The organism is Enterobacter sp. Bisph1 (assembly GCF_000814905.1).
In the GTDB taxonomy this organism is placed as follows: domain Bacteria; phylum Pseudomonadota; class Gammaproteobacteria; order Enterobacterales; family Enterobacteriaceae; genus Kosakonia.
The window spans coordinates 54,696-72,013 of record NZ_JXAG01000053.1; the positions used below are offsets into that span (position 1 = coordinate 54,696).

General features: G+C 53.1%; 12 protein-coding genes. 3 read left to right on the forward strand and 9 right to left on the reverse strand.

What is annotated here, in order from left to right; all coding sequences use genetic code 11:
* Positions 1-629: 629 nt before the first annotated feature.
* Positions 630-1,634: a hypothetical protein gene (locus tag RW65_RS20670; protein WP_039058726.1), complete on the reverse strand. Its 1,005-nt coding sequence runs from the start codon at positions 1,632-1,634 to the stop codon at positions 630-632.
* Between the two features lie 369 nt (positions 1,635-2,003).
* Here RW65_RS20670 and RW65_RS20675 point away from each other — a divergent pair, with 369 nt between their 5' ends.
* Positions 2,004-2,234, forward strand: a complete 231-nt coding sequence (locus tag RW65_RS20675; RefSeq protein WP_039058727.1) for a hypothetical protein — start codon at positions 2,004-2,006, stop codon at positions 2,232-2,234.
* Between the two features lie 118 nt (positions 2,235-2,352).
* Here RW65_RS20675 and RW65_RS20680 read toward each other — a convergent pair whose 3' ends face one another.
* Together RW65_RS20680 and mqo are read right to left on the reverse strand one after the other, a co-directional pair.
* A complete protein-coding gene (locus RW65_RS20680; protein WP_039058728.1) occupies positions 2,353-3,198 on the reverse strand; it encodes a hypothetical protein in 846 nt (281 codons plus the stop codon).
* 108 nt (positions 3,199-3,306) lie between these two features.
* Positions 3,307-4,962 carry a malate dehydrogenase (quinone) gene (gene mqo / locus RW65_RS20685; protein ID WP_039058729.1) on the reverse strand — a complete coding sequence of 552 codons (1,656 nt, stop codon included), beginning with the start codon at positions 4,960-4,962 and terminating at the stop codon, positions 3,307-3,309.
* Between the two features lie 273 nt (positions 4,963-5,235).
* Between mqo and RW65_RS20690 the strand changes: the two genes are divergently transcribed.
* The gene (locus tag RW65_RS20690) at positions 5,236-6,471 is read left to right on the forward strand and encodes a SulP family inorganic anion transporter (RefSeq protein WP_052250354.1); all 1,236 of its coding nucleotides are present in this window, start codon (positions 5,236-5,238) and stop codon (positions 6,469-6,471) included.
* On the opposite strand, the gene mgtE is transcribed toward RW65_RS20690, so the two are convergent.
* From mgtE to RW65_RS20720, 6 genes are all read right to left on the reverse strand, one after another.
* Entirely contained in the window at positions 6,434-7,870 is a 1,437-nt protein-coding gene (gene mgtE, locus RW65_RS20695) for a magnesium transporter (protein ID WP_039058730.1), read from the reverse strand. The two genes, RW65_RS20690 and mgtE, sit on opposite strands and share 38 nt — an antisense overlap.
* Before the next feature lie 149 nt (positions 7,871-8,019).
* Complete coding sequence (locus RW65_RS20700) at positions 8,020-9,663, reverse strand: multidrug ABC transporter permease/ATP-binding protein (protein ID WP_039058731.1); 1,644 nt, start codon at positions 9,661-9,663, stop codon at positions 8,020-8,022.
* A gap of 67 nt (positions 9,664-9,730) precedes the next feature.
* Positions 9,731-10,387, reverse strand: a complete 657-nt coding sequence (gene alkB, locus RW65_RS20705) for a DNA oxidative demethylase AlkB (protein ID WP_039058732.1) — start codon at positions 10,385-10,387, stop codon at positions 9,731-9,733.
* Positions 10,387-11,448 carry a bifunctional DNA-binding transcriptional regulator/O6-methylguanine-DNA methyltransferase Ada gene (ada, locus tag RW65_RS20710; RefSeq protein WP_039058733.1) on the reverse strand — a complete coding sequence of 354 codons (1,062 nt, stop codon included), beginning with the start codon at positions 11,446-11,448 and terminating at the stop codon, positions 10,387-10,389. Before ada ends, alkB begins: the two co-directional genes overlap by 1 nt.
* A 72-nt stretch (positions 11,449-11,520) precedes the next feature.
* A complete protein-coding gene (gene apbE, locus RW65_RS20715) occupies positions 11,521-12,558 on the reverse strand; it encodes an FAD:protein FMN transferase ApbE (RefSeq protein WP_039058734.1) in 1,038 nt (345 codons plus the stop codon).
* A gap of 107 nt (positions 12,559-12,665) precedes the next feature.
* Positions 12,666-13,805: a porin OmpC gene (locus RW65_RS20720; protein ID WP_039058735.1), complete on the reverse strand. Its 1,140-nt coding sequence runs from the start codon at positions 13,803-13,805 to the stop codon at positions 12,666-12,668.
* Positions 13,806-14,645: 840 nt separating this feature from the next.
* On the opposite strand from RW65_RS20720, the gene rcsD reads away from it, so the two are divergent.
* A complete protein-coding gene (gene rcsD, locus RW65_RS20725; RefSeq protein ID WP_082022472.1) occupies positions 14,646-17,315 on the forward strand; it encodes a phosphotransferase RcsD in 2,670 nt (889 codons plus the stop codon).
* Positions 17,316-17,318: the final 3 nt, after the last annotated feature.

Genomic DNA, 17,318 nt, shown 5'->3' on the forward strand with positions numbered 1-17,318 from the left:
TCCGTGCACAATGGCGCAATGCTCCGGCAGACCGTAGTGCCCCTTCTGACACGTCACTGGACGGCTCGTAAATCTCGCCTGGCTTCCCTTTTGATATGTCTAAATTAAACTCCACACCCGGGAATCTATCTCTGGTAAAAACGACCAGTGCCCTGAATAACATCGGAACTAAAACTTTAAACTACCGAATGTATATAATGAAATTTTAGCTAGCCATAAGTCTTTGTGATTTATAGAAAAAATAATGATTTAACCTTGATACATACTGCAATCATTAATAGTAAGCAACAGCAAGAAAAACCCACCAAAAATGTATAGTAGAGCGGTTTCAGGCTACTTATAGAAGCGTAATGTTCACTTTTCTGGGCAAAGTTATAGGCCTGGCTATTCTTTTCTAAAAAAAAGATCCTCTTCTTTTCTTTTAGGTGTAGAAAAAAATAACTTATTAGCGGAGAGCCGAAGTAACCCATATTGCAATGCAATAAATAAGGAGGAGGGAAAGTATGATTCTTTTGAAAATCGGAAATCAATTTGCGGTAAGTAGTTCTATTGGAAAAATAGAGTAGTATGCTGATTAGCAGGCAAAGAGAAGGAAATATGATTAAGATCACAATTGCTGACTTCACTCTTCAAATTCCCATATATTCATAAATTGTATCCATCGCAAAGTCGCTTGCTTCAGCACCTGCATAACCTGCAACTAACGAGCCTACTGCCGCGCATACAACTGCGCCGGTACCTGCTGTGGCGACACCTATAGCTGTACATACTGCTAATCCAGCAAAGGACCCCGCTGCACCCGCCCCTACCCCGGTTAAAGTTGAAGCGCCAAACTTACCATATTCTTTGAACGCTGTTCTTTTGCATTCGCTTTCACGCCCCTTAGTACAAGCGCTCACCACATTGTTCGTTGTGCCAGCAAAAGCAAACCCGATTCCAATATAGCCTCCCGTTTTTAAAAATTTAGCTGCTTTCGCCGCATTCCCAACATAACTTGAATAACCGGGTATCCCTCCGAGTCCGACGGTAGACCATTCATAAACTATGGAACGGCTGGAAAGATTCAAAGCCCTACGCATATCTTCATAGGGCTTAAACTTCACCGCATTGCGGATCAAAGATTTCAACAAAGGTTTATTCACAAGTTCTTTTAGCTGGTTGAACAGTTGGTTACGTTCAACAAAGAACTGCTGGCTTATCAGTGTTCCTTGGCTTCGGAATTGATTCTGGTAACTTATTTCTATTTTTTTAAGGGTAGTTTCTATCTCAGAAAAGTATTTTTCTCCCGCGTCACCTATGGTGCCGAAAATTTTATCGCCTGCACTGGTGAGGGCAGCAATCAAACCGTAATGTTGCTGCATAAAGCTAGCTTCGTCAGAGCTTACCCCAACAAAGGCATTATTAGTTTGTTGTTTCGCCTGCCGAAGAGCGTTGAGCATGTGCATGGTTTGTGAAGATCCAGGGTCCGCTACAATCATGATCTGCCCCGGATTCAGCCAAGGCGTATCAACATTATTCTGCATAAAAAGGCGAGCCGCTTCGGAGCGGCTGTCACGAAAAAGCATCCGCGCCTGGAAATCAAGAGTGCCAGGCTGTTGGACAACACAGTATGCAGGTGCCAGATTGCGTGGCATATTCCCTCCCTCCTCTTAAAGAGCCAGTAGTGATGAAATTGAGAGTAGTTACCGTAACTTATTAATGAAGACTACTGAATACTGTAAAGAATTCTAGCGGCTTAGGCAAAAAATGGTGGTATTCATAACTGATGAAAATAGCGGTCCATCGGTAACGAACAAGACAGCGGTACTAAAGCTTTAACCCCGCAAAAATTTGAAGAAATGCTGATGCGACAGATGTCTAACTGTTTTTATGCAAGGCTCTTGCAATGACTTCCGCTGGTTTTATTCGCCTAAGTGAACGATATTACATATTCATGTCGCAGATACATACGACTGAGTATCTCTTGTTCGCCGATGATTGCTGTAGTTTTTTAAGGAGAGGGTATGAAGCCAGTTGAAGAAGTGATTAACGATTTGCAGTGCCGTGCCTTAGCGTATGAAATCATTTTTCAGTCCATTTTTTCTGAACTGCCGCAGTTTTTTAAAGAAAAAGCGATAGAGAACGTCGAATTGAACTTCAAAGCCTTTGAAGCGGGTGCCCAGTCTGAAGCAGGGAAAGCCAAGCTTGAAGCGGCAAAAGCGGTAGCTGCCAGAATTACAGGCGCGAAGCGCTAGCGAGCCGGTTGCATATTATGCGCGACGGATTGATTCCTGACAGCGGTTCGGTCAACCGATCCTAAGTGGATCGGCATTAATCCGTTTGTATGGCTGCGCGATAGCGAAGGTGAAATCCTTATCGCGCATCAACGACGCTACAGTTGATCACGCTGCCGTCGGGATAAGTCAGCTTAAAGCGCTGCCCGTTCACCGGAACGGCTTTATCGGACAGTGACAGCGAATAGCCGTTGGCTAACAGCTTTGTCGATTCATCAACTTCAAACTTGCGGGTATTAACGGTCCACGCCGGGTTCAATTTTTTACCGCGCCCGTTGATGCACTCGGCTTTGAGGGTATAAATCTCTTTGCGCGCGTCGACGGGATCCTTGCTATCAAATTGATCGAAAACATTGGGGGTTTTAGCCTGGCTATTTTTTGCAGCCGCTTCTGCCCGGCGTTTAGTCGGCTTACCTGTCGTCGCCGTCTGTAACTGATTTTTAAGCGTAGCGATCTGCTTATCTTTATCGCTTAGCTGCAGTTGCAGCGCGTCAGAGGAGTGATGCGCCACCGCGCCGCCAATGATATACGCCCCCGTGCACGCAACAATGCCCAGCACGAGCAGCCTGGTTATCCTGCCGCGCAACGCCCCCAGTTTTTGCCCCTGCTCCTGTGAAGTACGATGCCAGTGGCTCGCCTGTTCTTGCGCTTCGCGCAGCGCGGCCGGGTTACCTGCGGCGGCTTTTAAGGCGTTTTCCAGCTGCGCGTTCTTGCGCCGCTGCTGGTCAAATGCGCGTTTCAGTTCAGCATATTCCGCCTCCAGCACGGCACGCTCATCCGCCGTCCCCTTACTCACTAAAAAGGCGTTTGGGTTTACGCCCTCGCTTTGCATGGTCGCAGCGGCCATTTTGAGCGCCTGCGCTGCCTCATTGGCGCTGGAATTATTCAGCGCTTTGCCAATCAACTTTTTTATCTTCTCCGTCATCTTCCTTCCCGGATGGACGTTTTTATCAGTAACCCATTGTAGTCAAAAGCGCAGGGATAAAAAAAACCGCAACCCAGCGGTTACGGTTTTCAGTTAACAAGCAGGCAATCAGAGGGCGATATCCGCCACCGTTTCGCCGTCGTTATGCGGCTGGGTAGTCGGTTTGCGCACCGGCGGGGTAACGTCCGCCACCAGTGATTCATCGCATTTAAGCCCGAGGATCTCGCTGGTGTAGCGCAGCTCCTCGTCGGCGGCTGCAATATTGCCGTTCAGCTCGGTGCCAAAAGAGGGGATGATCTGTTTCAGCTTCGTCTGCCAGGCCTCTGAGGCGAAGCGTTCAGGGAACACTTTTTCCATTAGTTCGAGCATAATCGGCGCGGCGGTCGAGGCACCAGGCGATGCGCCAAGCAGCGCGGCAATGGTGCCCTCTTTATCACTCACCACTTCGGTACCGAGGCGTAAAACGCCGCCCTTACCTGCCTCGCGTTTAATAATCTGCACGCGCTGGCCCGCCTGCCACAGACGCCAGTCCTCTTTCTGCGCCAGCGGATAATATTCGCGCAGGGCGTCAAAGCGGTCATCTTCATTTTGCAGCACCTGGTTAACGAGATATTTCACCAGGCTGAAATTGGTCATCCCGACGGTTAACATCGGCAAAATGTTCGACGAGTTGGTCGAGCGCAGCAGATCCCACAGGGAGCCGTTTTTCAAAAAACGCGTCGAGAAGGTGGCGAAGGGACCAAACAGCAGTACGCGTTTGCCATCAATAATGCGCGTATCAATATGCGGCACCGACATCGGCGGCGCGCCAACGGTCGCCTGACCGTAAACTTTTGCCAGGTGGTGATTGACCACCGCCGGGTTTTCCGCCACCAGAAATTGTCCACCCACGGGGAAACCGGCATAGTCCGCCGCTTCCGGAATACCGGAGGCTTGCAGCAGTTTCAGCGCCGCGCCGCCTGCGCCAATAAAGATAAATTTGGTTTTTATAACCTGCTCAGCACCGCTTTTCAGAGAGTGCAAGGTAACGTTCCAGCTGTTGTCCCCATTGCGCTTAAGCGCGCGCACTTCGGTGCCGAGCTTGAGAGAGAAGTTCTCTTTTTTCTGCAACGAACCAATCATCTGCCGCGTCAGCTCACCGAAGTTCACATCGGTACCGATTTCAGTGCGGGTGGCGGCAACTTTTTGCCCACTGTCGCGCCCTTCCATTACCAGCGGTGCCCACGTTTTAATTTGTTCGGCATCTTCGGAGTAGCGCATACCGCGAAACAGGGAGCACTGCTGCAACGCTTTGTAGCGCGCACGCAGGAAGTTGACGTTGTCGTCGCCCCAGACGAGGCTCATATGCGGTACGGTATTGATAAAGGAGCGCGGTTCGCGCAGCACGCCGGTTTTCACCTGATGCGCCCAGAACTGGCGGGAGATACGAAAGGCTTCGTTGATTTCGATGGCTTTTTTGATACTGACGGAGCCATCCGCGCTGCGCGGCGTGTAATTAAGCTCCATTAGCGCTGCATGCCCGGTACCGGCGTTATTCCAGCCGTTAGAGCTCTCTTCTGCCAGCGCATCCAACCGTTCTACCATCGTTATCGACCAGTTGGGTTCGAGGTCCTGTAACCAGGTTCCCAGGGTGGCGCTCATGATCCCACCACCGATTAAAAGCACATCTGTTTCCTGCTCGTTCGATGCGGACATTTTTGCTGCTTTTGAGACAGCATTAAGCCCGACAGCCATCGAAAACAGCCTGGCAGTCATTCTTTTCATGATGATATTGCCTTACTTTTAGTGCTGCTTTATTCGCATTTATTGAGGGTCAAGTTGTTAACACCCTTAACGTAGCACTTACAAAGTGAGATTTAAATAATGTTTAAAGATTAAATTATCATTGTATAAATGTTACTAATAAGTTGATTTTTTGCATTAGTTTTAACGCTAATTTCTGGTCAGCGAACCGCAAAATCTGCTATCATCCCCCGCTTTGTCGAACGCATGGATGGCGTTTGTCGTTATTTTGGCAACTCTCACCTGCGAATCTTTATGACCGAAAAATCAATCCAGTCAGCAAACCGGGTCGTTGACGTCCTGCGCTCCCCACAAGCCTTAACGCGTGAAGCACTGGCGGGTGTCATCACCGCGCTGGCGCTCATCCCGGAAGTGATCTCCTTTTCAGTGATTGCGGGCGTCGACCCAAAAGTCAGCCTGATAGCCTCGGTGGTGCTGTGTCTTGGCATGTCGTTACTCGGCGGCCGTCCGGCGATGGTCACTGCGGCAGCAGGGTCAGTCGCGTTGGTTATCGGTCCAATGGTTCATCAGCACGGCGTGGAATACATTTTGCCAGCGGTTTTACTGGCGGGGGTTATCCAGATTGTGTTTGGTGTCACCGGTATGTCGCGGTTGATGCGCTTTATACCGCACGCGGTGATGACCGGATTTGTCAACGCGCTGGGGATTTTGATCTTCTTCGCCCAGGTTCCCCATTTCTGGCAAAAAGAGCCGCTGATCCTCGCCCTGTTCGCCTTGACCATTCTTATTGTGCTGTGGCTGCCGCGCTGGTTTAAAAGCATTCCCGCGCCGCTGGTAGCGATTGTGCTGCTGACCGCTTTTACCGTCTTTAGCGGGCAAAAACTGCCTGACGTAGGCGATGAGGGGTCCATGCAGGGCGGTTTGCCAGGTCTGACGCAGTGGCTGGTACCGTTTAATCTGCACACCTTAAGCATTATCTGGCCCTGCGCCCTGAGCATCGCCTTTGTCGGGCTGATGGAGTCTTTATTGACCGCCAAACTGGTTGATGACCTGACCCATACGCCGTCGCATAAAGGGCGGGAAAGCGCCGGGCTTGGCGTCGCTAATATTCTGGCGGGTTTTTATGGTGGGATTGCCGGGTGCGCGATGATCGGCCAAACCATTGTTAACGTGGAGATGGGGAAAGGCCGTACGCGTATTTCGACGCTGGCCGCCGCGCTGGTATTGCTGCTGCTGGTGACCGCGTTAAGCGAGGTGATGGCGCAAATCCCGATGGTGGTGCTGGCGGGGATTATGGCGATTGTCGCCTTCAAGACCTTTAACTGGGGCAGTATAAAGCCCGCTACGCTGAAACATGCGCCGGTTGCCGAAACGCTGGTGATGCTGGTTACCGTCATTGCCACCGTCGGCACCGGCAACCTGGCGATCGGCGTGGTCGCCGGGCTGGTTACTCTGGCGATAACGCCGCCGGCGCTGCGGGAAAAGTCGCTGTTTAAAGCAAAAAAATCGTCGCCAGTCCAAGAAAAATAAAGAAGCCGCCGGTGTCGGTGATGGCGGTGATCATCACGCTGGCACCGACCGCCGGGTCGCGCCCCAGCCGGGTCATGATCATCGGGATTAATACCCCCATCAGCGCCGCCATCAGCAAGTTCAGCACCATGGCCAGCGTCATCACGCCGCCGAGTGCCGCATCGTTATACAGCCACCAGGTGATAAGGCCCATAATGCCGCCCCACACCAGCCCGTTGATCAGCGCCACGCCCATCTCACGCAGAATCAAAAAAGAGAAGTTGCCCGGCTGAATATTCTGCAGCGCCAGCGCGCGCACGATCATGGTGATGGTTTGATTCCCGGTGTTACCGCCGATCCCGGCGACAATCGGCATCAACGACGCCAGCGCCACCAGCTGTGAAATGGTATGTTCAAAACCGTCGATCACCCTGGAGGCGATAAAGGCGGTGCACAGATTGGTCGCCAGCCAGACCCAACGGTTTTTCACCGCTTTGGTCACCGGGGCAAACACATCCTCTTCAGCGCTTAAACCGCCCATCTGACGCAGATCGTTATCGGTCTCTTCATACAGCACATCGACAATTTCGTCGACGGTCAACCGCCCCATCAGCATGCCGTTTTCATCCACCACCGCGGCGCTGAGCAGGTTGTCGCGCTCAAAAGTACGCGCCACTTTTTCCGCATCGTCTTCCGGGGAAAAGGTGACAGGATCCGCATCCATCACTTCACTTACGCGCCGTCCGGCGGTATTGAGCAGAATGGTTTGCAGCGCCAGCTCGCCAACCAGCCGGTTATCACGGCCAATAACAAAGATTTTATCGGTGTTCTCCGGCATCTTGCCAAGACGGCGCAGATAGCGCTGCACCGCGGCCAGGGTTGCCTCGGAGCGTACGGAGATGACTTCAAAGGCCATAATCGCGCCGACGCAGTTTTTGCTATAGCGCATCACCTGACGTACGCGGGCACGTTCCGTTGGCGGCAGCGTCGCCATCAGCCGTCCGGTGAGATTTCGCGGCAGATGCTGCACCAGCCAGATCTGCTCATCGATATCCAGCGTCTGCAGCGCATCCAGCAGCGCGCGGTCGCTCATCTCATCAATCAGGTCATCCCAGACGTTTTCCGAGGCTTCAAGCAGCACTTTCCCGCGCTTATCATCATCAATAAGGCGCCACAGCGCATGGCGCTCCTCTACCGGCAGCGCTTCAAGGGTATCGGCTAAATCCGGCGGCGGCAGGTGCGAGACCAGCACCTTCACTTCCGCGAGATCGTGCTCAAGTTCGGCGCTGTCGACCTGCTCGACAAGGGTTAACTCGCCAAGCAGCGCGGCGGTAAGGGGTTTATGAGTGATCAGCAGCCAAATGAGCCGTGCACGCTCTTCGTCGCGCAGTTTGACGCTGTTCTTTTTAATCACTGACATGGGTCGATCCCTGAATGTGGCAAAACGCTTTGAAGCCAGAGCGGAGGAGCCTTAAGCATAGCGGGAGGTTGTGTAAAAAATAATAAACAGCGGTGGCGTTTGGCGAAAAAATCGGCAAGCGCCGCCGGTTGAATAAAGCGGAAATCAGATCAGGCGGTGCGGGCTACCGCATCACGGGAAGCCAGCGCGCGCTCTTCCCCCACCAGTTCGCTCAGCTTGCCGTTACGCATCTCCAGCAGGCGATCGGCATGCACGAAGTAGTGGTCGTCGTGGCTGATGGCAAAAATGGTTTTGCCCATCTGCTGCATCAGCGGCAACAGTACCTGGTAGAACTCACGGCGGAAGTGGGGATCCTGATCCGCCGCCCACTCATCCAGCAACAAAATATCGCGCTCTTCCGCCAGTGCCAGCAGCAACGCGACGCGTTTTTTCTGCCCTTTCGACAGCTTCAGATTGAGGATCTTGCCCTCCTTCAGCTCCAGCTTGTGCGACATTTTCAACTGCATAAGCCACTTCTCCACCAGCACCGGAGACGCCGGTTTGCCCTGCGGCCCTAACAGTTCGTCAAACAGCCAGACATCGGTAAACACCGCCGAAAAGAGTTGGCGATAATCTTCCGGTTTATCCTGCGCCAGCGGTTTACCGTCCAGCAGGATCTGGCCCGAAACCGGCTGATACAGACCGGTAAGCAACATGGCTAACGTCGATTTGCCGCTGCCGTTACCGCCAATCAGAAACACCAGTTCGCCACGCTTCAACGTCATATTGACAGGACCGATGGCAAAATCGTTGTCCTGGTATTTAAAGGTTACCTCACGCAGTTCCAGAGTTTGCCAGTTCGGCAAAGCTTGCGGGCGCGGAAACGCCGCTTTATAGGGCGCCAGCGCAAACTGTTTCAGTTTTCTGAATGCGACCTGCGCACTAAGCAGCGTGGGTAAAGCCCCTACCGCTGAGAGCAGCGGCGTGCGCAAGAAGAGCAGCGTCAGCGAGTAGGTAGCGGCAACGTTGGTATCTGCCCAGCCGAGGCTGTTTGCCATCCAGAACACCAGACCGATAGCACCCAGCATCATGATGTTCGACCAGTTCACCGCGCTTAAATGGAACGTGTCGGCGCGGATAATATGGTGGCGATACTCGCGCGCATCCGGCAGGTACATCTGCTCAAAGATGTGCTCTGCGCGTTCGCGGTTGAGATTCAACTCTTTACGCCCTTCGAGCACGGTCTGGAAATCGTTATATAACTTGTCTTCTGTTTCGCGCAGCGTCGCCATATGTTTGTACACCCGTGAAACCAGCACAAACCCGCCCCAAATGGTCAGCACCATCCACAGCGCGGTGATCAGCAGCATCTTGCCCGAAAGGGTGGCGAGGTAAATGGCGGACCCTAGCGTCAAAATGATCCCCTGCACCAGCTCCGGCAGGCGGACAAAGGCGATAGTGATATTGCGCACATCGCTGGTCAGCCCGGCCAGCAGCGAGGCGCTGCCCAGCTGTTCGATTCGTTCGACGGGCGTGTCGAGGAGGCGCTTGATAAATTCGCTACGCAGACGAAAGACAAAATGGTGACCGAGGGTCGTCAGCGCCAGCTGTGAACCCAGCGTGACCGCCATCAGCAGCAGCAACAGACCGAGAAACTCCGGCAACACCGTCAATGACATATCGACGGTTTCAATCAGCCGCTGGTTAATAAACGCAATCAGGCCGATACCAAAGGCGGCGCTGGCAAGGCTAAGCGCCAGTACACCGACGAAGGGCCAGCGATACTGACGCCAGACAAGAATGAGCAATTCCATAACAAAACCCGGTCAACAAAATCAGCCAGCAGTTTAAACGGCTAAGGGTTTTCATCAAGAATAATTCTTATTTTTGTTCGCTATTACCCGCCTGGCGGAACGTCAGGTTGTAACGGCACTCGCCCGTAAGCGGGTGATAGCCGTTTTTCAGCGGTGCGATGCCGTGGTAAAACAGCCGCGATTCACCGCCCCAAACCACGATATCACCGTGTTCCAGCAGCAAACGTTTGAGGGGATCGCTGCGTTTCAGGCCGCCAAACTGAAAAATGGCCGGCAGACCCAGCGACACCGAGACAATCGGCGCGCGCAGATCCGGTTCATCTTTATCCTGATGCAAAGACAATTTCGCGCCGGGCGCGTAGCGGTTGATAAGACATGCGTCGGGGCGGAAATCCGGGTAGCCCGCGGCTTCACTGGCCAGCTGACACAGGGCTGAAAAGACCGTCGGCATCGCAGGCCACGGCTGCTGCGTTAAGGGATCGACCGGGTCATACAGATAACCGCGGCGATCGGTGGTCCAGCCGAGGTGCCCGCAATTGGTCATCGCCACCGACATAGTATAGCCGCCGGGCGTCACCATATGGCGCAGCGGCGACTGGCTCACCACCTGCGCAATGGCATTCATCAATGCGTTATCCTGCGCTAAGGCAAAGCGCCGCAAGATAACGGCCCCCGGCGCAAGCGGCTCTTGCCAGGGTTGTTCACCGCTAAACAGATCGAGCATTAGGTCTCCTCTTTATGGCGTTCTCGTTGTAGCAGCTGCGCTTTACGCGCCGTGCCCCAGCGATAGCCGGATAGCGCGCCATCGCTGCGTACTACCCGGTGGCAAGGGATGACAATCGCCAGCTTGTTGGCGGCGCATGCGCTGGCGACCGCCCGCACGGCTTGTGGTTTACCCAGCCGGTTGGCCAGCGCCTGATAACTCACTGTTTCACCCGCCGGCACTTCACGCAGCGCCTGCCAGACCTGTAACTGGAATGCGGTACCGCGCAGATCCAGCGGCAGCGTAAACGGGGCATCGTCATGATCGAGCCGTGCGATAACCTGGGCCACGCGCTGGCTGAACGCTGCACTGCCCTGCGCGGGCCGGGCGCGCGGGAAGGTTGAGCGCAGTTCGCTAAGCAGTTGTTCATCGCTGTCGGCCAGCAGAATGGCGCAGATCCCCCGTTCGCTCTCAGCCACCAGGCAGCGGCCAAGGGAACAGTCGCTCAACGTGTAGCTGATATCCGCCGCATCGCCGCCGCGACGAAACTGCTGCGCCGTCATGCCCAGCGATGCGTCCGCCTGGCGATAAAAACTGCTGCTATCGGGAAAACCCGCCGCCAGAACCGCGTCGGTCACGGTATCGCTGGTTGCCAGCGCGTTGCGCAGGCGTCGGGCGCGCCAGGCCTGCTGCCAGGCTTTTGGCGTCATGCCGGTGACGGATTTAAATAGCCGATGAAAATGGTAAGGGCTGAGCGCCACTTCACTGGCCAGTTGTTCAAGGGAAATCGGCGCGTCCTGTTCCAGTAAACGGCAGGCTGTCGCCACTTTATCGAGGCGCTGCTGCTGCGGGTGCGCTTTATCCGGCTGGCAGCGTTTGCAGGGGCGAAACCCCGCGTCCAGGGCGCTCTGGATATCAGGGAAAAAACGCACATTCTGGCGCAGCGCATGGCGCGCCGTGCAGGAGGGTCGGCAGAAAATACCGGTGGTTAACACGGCAAAGACAAACTGACCGTCGGCGTGCGCATCACGCGCTAAAACCTGCTGCCAGCGCTGTTCATCTAATAAAGTGGTGTCGTTCATGTCAGGCTCCTTATCTAAGCTTAGCCTCACTGTGCCTCTCTGGTCATCTTCAGGCACCCGCAATCTTGCGCTTTAATTTTTTTCTTTTAGCAGGAACGCGGAAAATTGCGGCGACATCCAGCTGCGGAACCCTTCGCCCTCTTTAATAATCATCATCACCGCCAGCCCTTCCCGCTGCACCACCTCTTTCGCTTTATCGGTGCCGAGCACCATCAAGCCGGTATCCCAGGTATCCGCTTCCAGCGCCGTGGGGGCGATAACCGTTACCGACACCAGCTCATGCTGAATGGGCCGTCCGCTACGCGGATCGATAATGTGCGAAATGCGTTTGCCGTCCAGTTCGTAATAATTACGGTAGCTGCCGGAGGTGCTGATGCCATGCCCGTTGATATCAACGATCGCCTGCGCGACGTTCTCGCGATCCGTTGGTTTCTGAATGGCCACGCGCCACGGCTGGCCTTGTGCATTCAACCCCCTGCTGGCTAACGCGCCGCCGACCGAAACCAGGTAACGTCCGATACCCTGCTGCTCCATTAAACGCGCCAGATGATCCGCCGCATAGCCTTCGCCTACCGTCGAGAGATCGACAAACAGATCCGGCAGATCCTTTTGCAAGAACTGTTCACCGGCACGGTTAATCACCGTGAGGTGAGCTAAACCGGTGCGCGCTTTCGCCGCATCAATTTGCGCTTGATCCGGTGTCTTCACCGGCTGTTTATCGGGGCCGAATCCCCACAAATTCACCAGCGGTCCGACGGTAATATCCATTGCACCATCGGTTTTTTCACCCACGCGCAGGGCAGTGGTGATAATGTCCGCCATCGCGGCGCTGACGGGCCACGGCGCGGTGCTGGTGGAATGATTAAACTGCATCAACGCGGAATCACCCTTCCAGGTCGACATCAGCCGGTCGTCACCATCCAGCTGCGCCTGGATTTTCTGCTGCAGATTTTTCGCCTGTTGCGCGTCAATATCCACCAGGCTCACGCGCCAGAAAGTGCCCATGGTTTTGCCTTCCAGCACCGTCGGCTGCGCCTTACTACCGGTATCACAGCCGGTCAGAAGCAGTAACGCCGCGACGAGCCCGGCACGAATAAACGTCATCTTTATTTCTCATTATCAGTTAATTGGCGCAAGCCTACACCAAAACCGGCGCGTTGACCGGGACAGGAAACAAAAAGGGGCCTCGCGGCCCCTGAATCATTAAGGTGGTTAATTTAGAACTGGTAAACCACGCCCAGCCCTACGACGTTGTCGGTGGCAATGCCAGCGGAGCGGGTAAAGTCGTTTTCGTCCAGCAGGTTGATTTTGTAATCAACGTAGGTGGACATGTTTTTGTTGAAGTAGTAGGTCGCGCCAAGATCGATATATTTCAGGATATCCTGGTCACCGTAGTTAACCGTACCGATGTTGTTGCTGATGTCCTTGCCTTTAGACTGCAGGTAGGCGATGGACGGACGCAGACCGAAGTCGAACTGATACTGCGCAACCACTTCAAAGTTCTGCGCTTTGTTGGCAAAACCGTATGCGGTGGTCGGGTTACGACCGTTAGAAGTACCGAAACGGGTGGCGTTATAGGTCTGGGAGTACTGTGCCGCCAGGTAGATGTTGTTGGCATCATATTTCAGGCCGCCGCTGTACACTTCAGCGTGCTCGCCGTCACCGTACAGATTAGCACTCGCTACGTTCTGGTCAGCAGTACGTTTGGAAGAGGACATTGCGCCACCCACGCTGAAGCCTGCGCCCAGATCGTAGGTCAGTGACGCGCCGTAGCCGTCGCCATTCTGGTTCAGCAGGCTACGACCGTTAGTGTTCTCACCGCCGGTGCTGCCGTTTTTACCCTGATACTGCAGGGCAAAGTTCAGGCCATCAACCAGACCGAAAAAGTCGGTGTTACGGTAGGTTGCAACGCCGTTAGCACGGGACTGCATAAAGTTGTCGGAGCCGTAGGTATCGCCACCGAATTCTGGCAGCACGTCGGTCCAGGAAGTCACGTCATAAATGACGCCGTAGTTACGACCGTAGTCGAAAGAACCCGCATCAGCCACGCGGATACCGGCGAACGCCAGACGCGTCCAGGCCTGATCGCTTGCGCCTTCTTCTTTGTTCGCCTGAACGTTGTATTCCCACTGACCGTAGCCGGTTACCTGATCGTTAACCTGGGTTTCGCCTTTGAAGCCAAAACGCACATAAGTCTTATCACCATCAGAACCTTTGTCATCAGAGAAATAGTGCAGACCGTCTACTTTGCCGTACAGATCTAATTTGTTGCCATCTTTATTATAAATTTCAGCTGCATTTGCTGCACCTGCGACCAGCAGAGCCGGAACCAGCAGGGAGAGAACTTTTACTTTCATTTTATAAACCCTCTGTTATATGCATTTTTATTGCCACTGCGTGCTGACTAACCCTCTAATCAGCTGGCAAAGCCATTGTCCTTAAAAAAGAGAAATAATCCAACGAGAATATGATACGAAAATTTCGAAGATGTTTCATAATGAATGATAGGTGTTTCAATTTGTAAAAAACAGGGAACTTTTTTCCGCACAAATCGCTAAAGGAATACGCATTAATGGTCAAGAATTAATAAAAACAATAATAAAAACAATATATTGAGATATAGTTATTTTACCGCACTCAATGCAAAACCTTCTTTTTCAATCGCAACTAAAATATTCAGCGCTATCATCATTAACTTTATTTATTACCGTCATTCGAATCTGAATGTCTGTTTACCTCTTTTGAAACCGAATGCGCGGCATTCGGTTTTTTTTTACCTTTCTTTACGCAAGGTGAATAGCGCAGGCGAAATAGTCACTATTTGTAACGACTATTAAGTAATCATTTGATATGCAAACCGTCCATCGGTGACATAATGTGCAGTTGAATGCTTTGTTATTAGGTGCGATATTCCTGCAACTGCGCCACAAATATCTGTACTATCCCTTCTATTTGTGCACATCCGTTAATGAAGTGAAGAAAAGCACATATCCCTGCTCTTTTCGTGGCTAAAGCGGAAAAGAGAATCTGGAAATTCACCCATTACCCGATATACTGCCTGCTGTACACAGCACTGCAACACAACATCAATACGTTCGCCGCGGTTTTTTTGGCGGCTTTTACGGCTTGGCAGCAACATTGTCTCAGCGCGCGCTGAGTGTTATCCGCAGTGTTGTCATAACGGGTTCCACACAAGAATGAGTCGATCGGACACAATGATCCCTGGCAAATTTTCCCTGATACCGGGCAACATCACCCGTTACTTCCTGTTGTTGATTATCGTCCTGCTGGTAACAATGGGGGTGATGATCCAGAGTGCGGTCAACGCCTGGTTAAAAGATAAAAGCTATCAAATCGTCGATATCACCCATGCTATTCATAAGCGTATCGACACCTGGCGCTACGCGACCTGGCAGATCTATGACAATATCGCTGCGGCTCCTGCCGCTTCAGCGGGCGACGGCTTGCAAGAAACGCGTCTGAAGCAGGATGTCTACTACCTGGAAAAACCGCGACGTAAAACGGAAGCGTTAATTTTTGGCTCCCATGACGGCTCGACCCTTGAAATGACGCAGCGCATCTCGAACTATCTCGACACGCTGTGGGGCGCGGAAACGGTTCCCTGGTCGATGTACTATCTTAATGGCCAGGATAACAGCATGATCCTGGTGTCAACACTGCCGCTCAAGGATCTCTCCTCCGGCTTTAAAGACACCACTATTAGCACCCTTGTCGATTCCCGCCGAGCCGAGATGCTGCAGCAGGCTAACGCCCTTGATGAGCGTGAGAGCTTCTCTACGTTGCGTCATCTGGCCTGGCAAAACGGTCACTATTTCACCCTGCGCACCACTTTTAACCAGCCCGGCCATTTGGCAACGGTGGTCGCATTCGATTTACCGATTAATGACCTCATCCCACCCGGCATGACGCTGGATAGCTTCCGTCTCGATCGTGACTCCACACAAAGCAGCGCGAGCAGGCAGGATAAAGAAGCCACTGACAGCGCAACCGTGAACTTTAATAGCTCGCGGATTGAAATCTCCTCGGCGCTGAACGGCACCGGGCAGCGTCTGGTCTGGCAGGTGCCCTTTGGCACGCTGCTGCTGGATACGCTGCAAAATATTTTGCTGCCGCTGCTGCTGAATATCGGCCTGTTGGCGCTGGCGCTGTTCGGTTACACCACCTTTCGCCAGCTGCCGGGGCGTAAGAGCGACAGCCTGGTCGCGCCCGGCGCAAATAACGAACTGCGGGTACTGCGCGCGTTCAATGAAGAGATTGTCTCCCTGCTGCCGCTGGGGCTGCTGGTACACGATCAGGAAGCGAACCGCACGGTATTGAGTAATAAAATCGCCGATCATCTGCTGCCGCATCTGAATTTGCAGAATATTACCGCCATGGCTGACCAGCATCAGGGGGTGATTCAGGCCACCATCAATAACGAGCTGTACGAAATTCGCCAGTTCCGCAGCCAGGTAGCCTCGCGTACGCAGATCTTTATTATTCGCGACCAGGACCGCGAAGTGCTGGTGAATAAAAAGCTTAAGCAGGCACAGCGGCTGTATGAGAAAAACCAGCAGGGTCGCGCTACCTTTATGAGCAATCTTGCCGAATCGCTCAAACAGCCGGTAAAAGCGCTGGCCAGCGAAGCGGCGGCCCTGCAAAGCCAGGAGGGTAACCTCGTTGCCGATCACGCCGATCGGCTGGTACAGCTGGTGGATGAAATTCAGCTGGCGAATATGCTGGAGAGCGATAGCTGGAAAGGGACATCTACCCTATTCTCCATCCAGGATTTGATTGACGAAGTGGTGCCGGAAGTCCTGCCGGTGATTAAACGTAAAGGCCTGCAGCTGCTTATCAATAACGCATTGCCGGCAAATGAAGAGCGTCATGGCGATCGCGATGCGTTACGGCGCATCCTGCTGCTGTTGATTCAGTACGCCGTCACTACCACGCAAATGGGTAAAATTACCCTCGAAGTCACCCGGGATGAATCGGCGGAAGACCGCCTGACCTTCCGTATACTGGATACCGGCGTTGGCGTTAACGCCAGCGAAATTGATAATCTTCATTTTCCGTTCCTCAACGATACTCAGGGCGATCAGTACGGCAAAGCGAACGCCCTCACCTTCTGGCTATGCGATCAGCTGGCGCGTAAGCTGGGCGGCCATCTCAACATTAAAGCGCGGGAAGATTTGGGCACCCGCTATTCACTGCATGTTAAAATGGCGGCCCGTGCGCAGCAGGCCGAAAGTGAAGAAAAACTCCTCGATGATGTGGTAGCAATGATCGATATTACCTCTAATGAAATCCGTAATATCGTGGTTCGACAGCTGGAAAATTGGGGAGCGAGTTGTATTTCCCCGGATGAAAGGTTATCAAGTCAAGAATATGATCTTTTTTTGACAGATAATCCGTCTAATCTTACTGCCTCAGGTTTGCTTTTAAGCGATGATGAGGCAGGCGTGCGGAAAATTGGCCCAGGCCAATTGCGCGTCAATTTTAATATGAGCAACGCAATGCAGGGAGCAATATTGCAGCTCATTGAAGAGCAGCTGGCGCAGGAGGATGTACCGGAGTCGCCTTTGGGGGGCGACGAGAACGCCGAGCTCCACGCCAGCGGCTATTACGCGCTGTTTGTTGACACAGTACCGGATGATGTTAAGAGGTTGTATACTGAGTCGGCGCTGCGTGATTTCGCTGCGCTTGCGCAGACGGCACACCGCCTGAAAGGGGTGTTTGCCATGCTTAATCTGGTACCTGGTAAGCAGTTGTGTGAAACGCTGGAGCACTTAATTCGCGAGAGTGATGCTCCAGGCATAGAAAATTACATCAGCGACATTGACAAGTACGTCAAAAGCTTGCTGTAGCAA